Source organism: Flavobacterium sp., from assembly GCF_043720215.1.
In the GTDB taxonomy this organism is placed as follows: Bacteria; Bacteroidota; Bacteroidia; order Flavobacteriales; family Flavobacteriaceae; genus Flavobacterium.
The window spans coordinates 1-6,602 of the sequence record NZ_JAYSSZ010000292.1 but is presented as its reverse complement, the minus strand read 5'-3'; the positions used below and the strand labels follow the sequence as shown (position 1 = coordinate 6,602).

Sequence of the window (6,602 nt, the reverse complement as noted above, 5' to 3'; positions counted from 1 at the left end):
CCTTGGCCGCCTCCGCGGTGGCCAGCGCGATGAGGAGCACGCCCGCGTCGGCGCGCGAGGCGTCGACCTCGCGCACGCCCGGGACCTTCGTCAGGGCGTCGGCCACCGCCGCGCGCCTGGCGGCGTCCTTGCGGACCGCCTCGTCGAGCGTCACGTGGTCTAAGTGGTTATGAAGCTTTAGCGATAATTAAAACATTTAAGCCAGAACTTCCTGTAATTGCTCAAACGGCCTATTCATCTGTGGAAGATCAGGAGAGGATAATGCAATCAGGTTTTGTGAACTATATAACAAAACCGATAAATAAAGAAAAATTATTCGAAATTATTGATGAGGTTTTAAGCGATTTTAATTCAAAAAAATGGAAATGACAATAAAACTACTTTTTATACTCAGCTTATTTCTATTTTCTTTTCATTGTTTTTCGCAAGAAGTAGAAATTATTGCAGATACAATATCTCAAGAAAAAGAAAAAAGATGGGATGCCTCGTTAGATGTTATGAACCGATACATATGGAGAGGGCAATCTTGGGGAGGAAATGACATTGTTGTACAACCTGCCATAAATTATGCGTTATCAAAAAAATTAACCTTTGGTCTTTGGGCAACAACAAACTTCAAAAACGATTATTATTTTCTTGATGGTTCTTCTACAAATGGGTATCAAGAAATAGATCTAAGTATAACTTATCAAATAAATAAATTTCTAAAAATTCAAGTTTACGATTATTATTGGCCAACTGTCGAAAAAATTGAAGGAATAGATAATAGCTTCTTTAATTATGGAAACGATGGAGTAAAAACGGTAGATGCTAATGTATTGTTTGATTTTTCTGATGTTTGGAAACCACTCAAAGTGTCCATTAGTGCATTTGTTGCAGGAAACGATTTTAGATATGACGAAAACGGAGAAAATCCAAGGCAAAATTTTACAACGTATGCAGAAATAGGATATGTCTTTGAAAATATGTTTTCAAAAATATCTAAAAAAATCTTTCAAAATATTGATTTAGAACCCGCAATAGGAGCAGTGCTGAATAACCAAGCACAGTATTATTCTGCTGGTGATTACGATAAAATTTCATTTGTAAATTTGAGTATAAAAGCTACACGAGAATTAGAATTAAGTAGAGGATTTTCTTTACCTATTTATATAAATTACACTCATAATGCAGCAACTAAAAATACAGAACAATTTGGTAAAAACTTTTTTGTTTTGGGCATAAGGCTTAGTTATGAATAATTTACAACATTTTTTTTTTTTTTTTGATTTTATGTTAAAAATCTAACTAAATTTAGTTAAATTTAAATATTAATAAATTTCTATGAAATTCACTTTCAATAAAAGGGTATTGTATACAACAACTTACGCTAAAGTTGTTTTTCTGTTAGCCACAGTGGCCGTAGGTTTTTCGATACTTTTCTTTTCTCTTTATTATTACACATTAAGACAAGAAAAAAACATCTATAACAGTTTTGTTAATCAATATAGAAATGAAATGAATTTGCTGATAGATTTAAATTCAGAATCTTATGTGGCAACTATAAACGATATTACCTATTGGGACGAGTTTGTAAAGTTTACCAAAACAAAAGATCTAAATTGGTTTAACAGATCTGTAGCAAATCTTTTAGATACTCATAAGATAAATTACATTTCGGCTTATACAAAAGATGGTGATCTTATTACCAGTGTTTCAGACTCCAGAATTAAAACAAAAAATATAATACCAAAAGAAGTTTTTGCTAAGCTAATCCAAAAAAAGAGTGATAAATTTTATTTAAAAATCCCTGAAGGTATTGCAGAAATTTATGGAGCAACTATAAACCCGTCAGACGATCCGTTCAAGAATAAATACAAGCCATCAGGTTATTTTTTTATGGTTAGGCTGTTAGATAATAATTATTTTACTAACTTAGAAAAAACCAGTAGTTCTGAAATAAGATTTTATAATAATAATAATAATAATAATAAAATAGAGGATAAACTGGTATATAGTTTAGTAGATTTAAAAGATTACAATGGGAAAACAATTTCAAGACTCTTATTTAATCGAATTTATAAAGTAGATTTTAGTATAACAAAAAGAATTTTATTCATAATAGCTATTGCATTTGTAATTGCCATTCTGGTTTTTCATTATTATGCAGTAAAATGGGCTAAGAGGCCTATAAGATTAATAAAGAAAGTACTAGAAAGAAGTGATGAAAGCGCTATTAATTCTCTAAAAAATATTAAAGGAGAATTTAGATATATAGGAAAACTTTTTGAACAAAATCAGAATCAAAAAGTACAATTGCAAAAATCTAAACAAAAAGCAGAAGAAAGCGATAGACTAAAAACTGCTTTTTTGACTAATCTTTCTCACGAGATAAGAACACCAATGAATGCTATTATTGGTTTTTCGGATTTGTTAGATAATGAGGATATTTCGAAAGCAGAAGAAACAGAATACAGAAAGATAATTAACAAAAGCGGAAAAAATTTAGTTTTGATAATAGATGACTTGATTGAAATGTCTAAACTAGATGCCAATCAAGTTGAAATTAGATATTCCGATTTTAATCTAGACGAATGCATAGAAAACATAGTAAATGAAGTTAAAACTACGATTCCAAAAAGCAATCAATTAGAAATTAAAATCGAAAAATCTAAGAACGGATTCTCTAAAAAAATCATATCCGATAAAGAAAAAGTAGAAAAAATACTTAGAAATTTACTCTCTAATGCTGTAAAATTTACTGATAAAGGAACAATTGTTTTGTTTTACGAAATGGATACTCAATCTTCGATGATAAATTTTTACATTATCGATTCTGGAATAGGAATAGAAAAAGAGAATTTCGAAAAAATATTCAAGCGATTTATAAAAATAGAAAATGACCATTCTATAAGAGGTGGAGGTTTAGGTCTTGGACTTACTTTGACAAAAGCTTACATCCAATTATTGGGTGGGCAAATTGCAATAGAATCTGAATTTGGTGTGAGTTCTACTTTCAAATTCTCTATTCCTTTAGTATTAGATAAAAAGGATTTACCAAATCAAGAAAATATTTTTGACGAAGGTTTAACTAAAGCCGAACTAGTCGAAACTATTTTAGTTGCCGAAGATGATAATTTCAATTTTTTATTAATTGAAAAAATACTAAAAACAAAAAATTACAAAATTATTCGTGCAGAAGATGGCGAAAAAGCCGTCGAAATAATATCAAACAACAATAATATAGATTTGATACTAATGGATATAAAAATGCCAAAACTATCAGGTCATCAAGCTTTTGAAATCATAAAAAAAATGAGACCCAAATTGCCTATTATTGCCCAAACAGCTTTTACGTCAAGTGAAGAAGTAGAAAGAATTTTTAAAACTGGATTTTCAGGATATATTTCAAAACCTATAAAAAAAGATTTGCTTTACCAGATGATCGATAAATTATCGACACCTTAATTATTTTATTAAGTAACTGAAAACCTAAACCCAATTCCGTGCAAATTTTCTATGGAAATTCCATTTTCGTTTGCCAATATTTTTCGCAAACGAGAAATAAAAACATCAAGGCTTCTTCCCATAAAGTAATCGTCGTCGCCCCAAAGCGATTTTAAGATTTCTTCCCGTTTCAAAACAACATTCTTATTATCTAAAAACAGCTTCAAAAGTTCCGATTCTCTTTCTGTTAGTTTTATTTTTTCATCAGTAGTAAAAATCATATAGTTTTTAGTGTCAAACTGATATTTGCCAACGGTATAATTGCTTTTTTCGACACTATTTTGTTTCTGAGAACGCTTTAAGAAAATTTCTATTTTTAGCAATAATTCTTCAATACTAAAAGGTTTTACTAAGTAATCATCGGCTCCAAGTTTTAATCCTTTTATACGATCTTCCTTAAGTGTTTTTGCAGAAAGAAATATGATGGGAATATCAGAATTAGATTTTCTAATAGCTGTTGCCAACTCGAAACCATCTATTTTTGGCATCATAATATCAAGAATACAAATATCAAAAGTGTTATTCTTGAAGGTTTCTAAAGCAACTTCTCCATCATTGCAATGTGTGATTGTATAATGATTTTGTTCCAAATTGTCTTTGGTCAAAAAAGCTAAAGTTTCGTCGTCTTCAGTATAAAGTATTTTAAAATTAGCCATTATATAGATTGCATTTGTATTGAAACTGTGATTCCTTTTTCAGTATTATTTTTTATAAAAACCTTCCATTCGTGCAAAGTACAAACTTTTTTCACATAATATAATCCTAGACCAAAACCGTTTATTTCATGACTTTTTTTGTTCGGAATTCGATAAAATTTATCAAAAACAAAAGGTAAGCTTTTTTCTAAAATTCCTGCGCCATTATCAATAAATTCCAATAACAAATGAGTTTTTGTCATAGAAATTTTTATAATAATTCCAGGTTTGTCATCGGAGTATTTTATCGCATTTTCAATAATATTATAAACTAAATTAGAGAAATGAAACTCATCAGCATTGATGAAGACAGTTGGTAAAATAGTTTTTATGGAAATATCAACAGTTTCATATTTTAGTTTTATATTTTCAATAACCTCATGAAGAATAGGAATAAGCTCTAGTTTTTGTTTTTCTAGCGTCATAGGAATGTTATCCCATTTTGCAATATTCAAGATCTTCTCGATATGATTGTTTAGTCTATTACTTTGGTTAATGATGATTTGAGTATATTTTTCTAATCTTTCATCAGTTTTAATGCTTTCTTGTTGCTTCAAATAATTTGAAGCAATCAATATTGATGATAATGGTGTTTTAAATTCGTGGGTCATATTATTGATGAAATCGCGTTGCAATTCAGAATATTTTTTTTGCTGAATAATCGTGTAAATTGAATACACATAAACCAATAAAACCACAATTAATGCTATCGATAATATAAACCAAAAACGTAATGAATTAAACAGATATGAGGTTTCACTTGGAAAACGAATCGAAAAATAATAAATAAGATTTTTGTGTTTTGGGAAATAAACAGAAACGTTTTTAGGTGTTTTATTCGTTGCCGAAACATAATTCCCATATACCATTTCGTCACTTTGGCAATTGTACATGGCATATTCAAAATCGGTGTTGAGGTTTGCTTTTTTGAATTCTGCTTTCAAATAAAACTCCAAAATCTCGGCCTCAAAATCATTGTCAATATTTACAACATAATAATCATTTGCTATTTTCTTGATGGGGTTTTCAACAGGTAATTCATGATTTGTTCCTTCATACAAATGTTTTACCACTTCTAGCAAAGCGATATGTGCTTTTTGCGAAAACTTCTTTTCTTCGAGTGTAAATGCTTGTTTTGTCCACAACAATTGCGCTATAAGAATCCCAATAGTAGCAATAAGTCCAAGAACTATAATGGTATTTAATTTGTTTGTTTTCAATTGTGAATTGTATTTTTCATCTGTTCAAATTTACTCAAAAAAGACATTCAAAATCACTGTTAACAAGTCATTAACAAACATTTGAAATTGGTTAACAAGAGTCAAGCTTTTTCTCAGCTACTTTTGAAGTATCAAATTTGACAAACCAATTTAGTAATCAATTAAAAAATTAAAATTATGAACACAATTAAAATCTCATTTTTAGCATTCACATTAGGATTAATGTCATTTGCAAGCGTTACAGCTATTACTTGGAAAAGCGAAACTATCGATGTTGGCGAAATTCCACAAGGTAAACCAAAAGCTATTATTTTCGAATTTAAAAACACTGGAAAATCAGATGTAATTATTACTAATGTGCAAGGTTCTTGTGGCTGTACCGCTACCGAATATACAAAAGAAGCTATAAAAGCTGGGAAATCAGGTACTGTAACAGCAACTTATAATGCGGCAAATGTTGGGGCGTTTACAAAAACGGTAACAGTAACCACAAATGCCGATGCAAGTCCGAAAGTTTTAACGCTAAAAGGAACTGTAAAAACTGCCGTGACTCAGAGTTAAACGGAATTATATTAGTTTAAAAAGAAAACTCCGAAACATTTTGTGTTTTCGGAGTTTTTAATCTAAAATCTTAATTCTAAAATCTAATATTTCTAAGCTGGTTCTCCATACAAATCAAACTCAGTAGCTTCAATAATTTTTATATTTACAAATTCACCCGTTTTCACATAATGTTTTGTAGCATCTATAAGTACTTCATTATCTACATCAGGACTGTCAAATTCGGTTCTTCCCACAAAATGACCACCTTCTTTTCTATCAATAATACAACGGAAAGTTTGTCCTAGTTTCTCTTGGTTCAAATCCCATGAAATTTGCGATTGCAAATCCATAATTTCTAACGAACGCGCTTGTTTTACTTCGTCTGGAACATCATCTACTAACTCGTAAGCACCAGTGTTTTCTTCGTGAGAATAAGCAAAACAACCCATTCTGTCAAATTTCATTTCTTGTACAAATTCTTTCAGAATCTCGAAATCTTCTTCTGTTTCTCCAGGATATCCAACTATTAGTGTAGTTCGAATTGCCATTCCGGGAACAGCTGCACGGAAATCTTTCAATAATTTAGTCGTTTTTTCTCTTGTAGTTCCACGTTTCATAGATTTCAAGATAGAATCTGAAATGTGTTGCAACGGAATAT

At 30.3% G+C, this 6,602-nt stretch carries 6 protein-coding genes and 1 pseudogene; 4 read left to right on the top strand and 3 right to left on the bottom strand.

The window, feature by feature from the left end; genetic code table 11:
• Positions 1-168 precede the first annotated feature (168 nt).
• The 3 genes and pseudogenes from ACHZC3_RS12775 to ACHZC3_RS12765 all read left to right on the top strand — a co-directional run.
• Positions 169-369: pseudogene (locus ACHZC3_RS12775) on the top strand (response regulator); the annotation flags it as partial.
• Complete coding sequence (locus ACHZC3_RS12770) at positions 360-1,241, top strand: hypothetical protein (protein ID WP_394760258.1); 882 nt, start codon at positions 360-362, stop codon at positions 1,239-1,241. The pseudogene ACHZC3_RS12775 and the gene ACHZC3_RS12770, both read left to right, overlap by 10 nt.
• An 82-nt stretch (positions 1,242-1,323) precedes the next feature.
• A complete protein-coding gene (locus ACHZC3_RS12765) occupies positions 1,324-3,447 on the top strand; it encodes a response regulator (protein WP_394760257.1) in 2,124 nt (707 codons plus the stop codon).
• A gap of 8 nt (positions 3,448-3,455) precedes the next feature.
• Here ACHZC3_RS12765 and ACHZC3_RS12760 read toward each other — a convergent pair whose 3' ends face one another.
• A complete protein-coding gene (locus tag ACHZC3_RS12760) occupies positions 3,456-4,142 on the bottom strand; it encodes a response regulator transcription factor (RefSeq protein WP_394760256.1) in 687 nt (228 codons plus the stop codon).
• The gene (locus ACHZC3_RS12755; RefSeq protein WP_394760255.1) at positions 4,142-5,401 is read right to left on the bottom strand and encodes a sensor histidine kinase; all 1,260 of its coding nucleotides are present in this window, start codon (positions 5,399-5,401) and stop codon (positions 4,142-4,144) included. The genes ACHZC3_RS12760 and ACHZC3_RS12755 overlap by 1 nt, the downstream gene beginning before the upstream one ends.
• Positions 5,402-5,578: 177 nt before the next feature.
• On the opposite strand from ACHZC3_RS12755, the gene ACHZC3_RS12750 reads away from it, so the two are divergent.
• Positions 5,579-5,962 carry a DUF1573 domain-containing protein gene (locus ACHZC3_RS12750; protein ID WP_394760254.1) on the top strand — a complete coding sequence of 128 codons (384 nt, stop codon included), beginning with the start codon at positions 5,579-5,581 and terminating at the stop codon, positions 5,960-5,962.
• 92 nt (positions 5,963-6,054) lie between these two features.
• On the opposite strand, the gene ACHZC3_RS12745 is transcribed toward ACHZC3_RS12750, so the two are convergent.
• On the bottom strand, positions 6,055-6,602 hold a 548-nt coding region (locus ACHZC3_RS12745), incomplete at its 5' end, for a radical SAM protein (protein WP_394760253.1).

Excerpts from the sequence above, each read along its gene's own strand:
- ACHZC3_RS12765 (WP_394760257.1), top strand. The coding sequence starts at position 1,324 with ATGAAATTCACTTTCAATAAAAGGGTATTGTATACAACAACTTACGCT.
- ACHZC3_RS12750 (WP_394760254.1), top strand. The coding sequence starts at position 5,579 with ATGAACACAATTAAAATCTCATTTTTAGCATTCACATTAGGATTAATG.
- ACHZC3_RS12770 (WP_394760258.1), top strand. The coding sequence starts at position 360 with ATGGAAATGACAATAAAACTACTTTTTATACTCAGCTTATTTCTATTT.
- ACHZC3_RS12760 (WP_394760256.1), bottom strand. The coding sequence starts at position 4,142 with ATGGCTAATTTTAAAATACTTTATACTGAAGACGACGAAACTTTAGCT.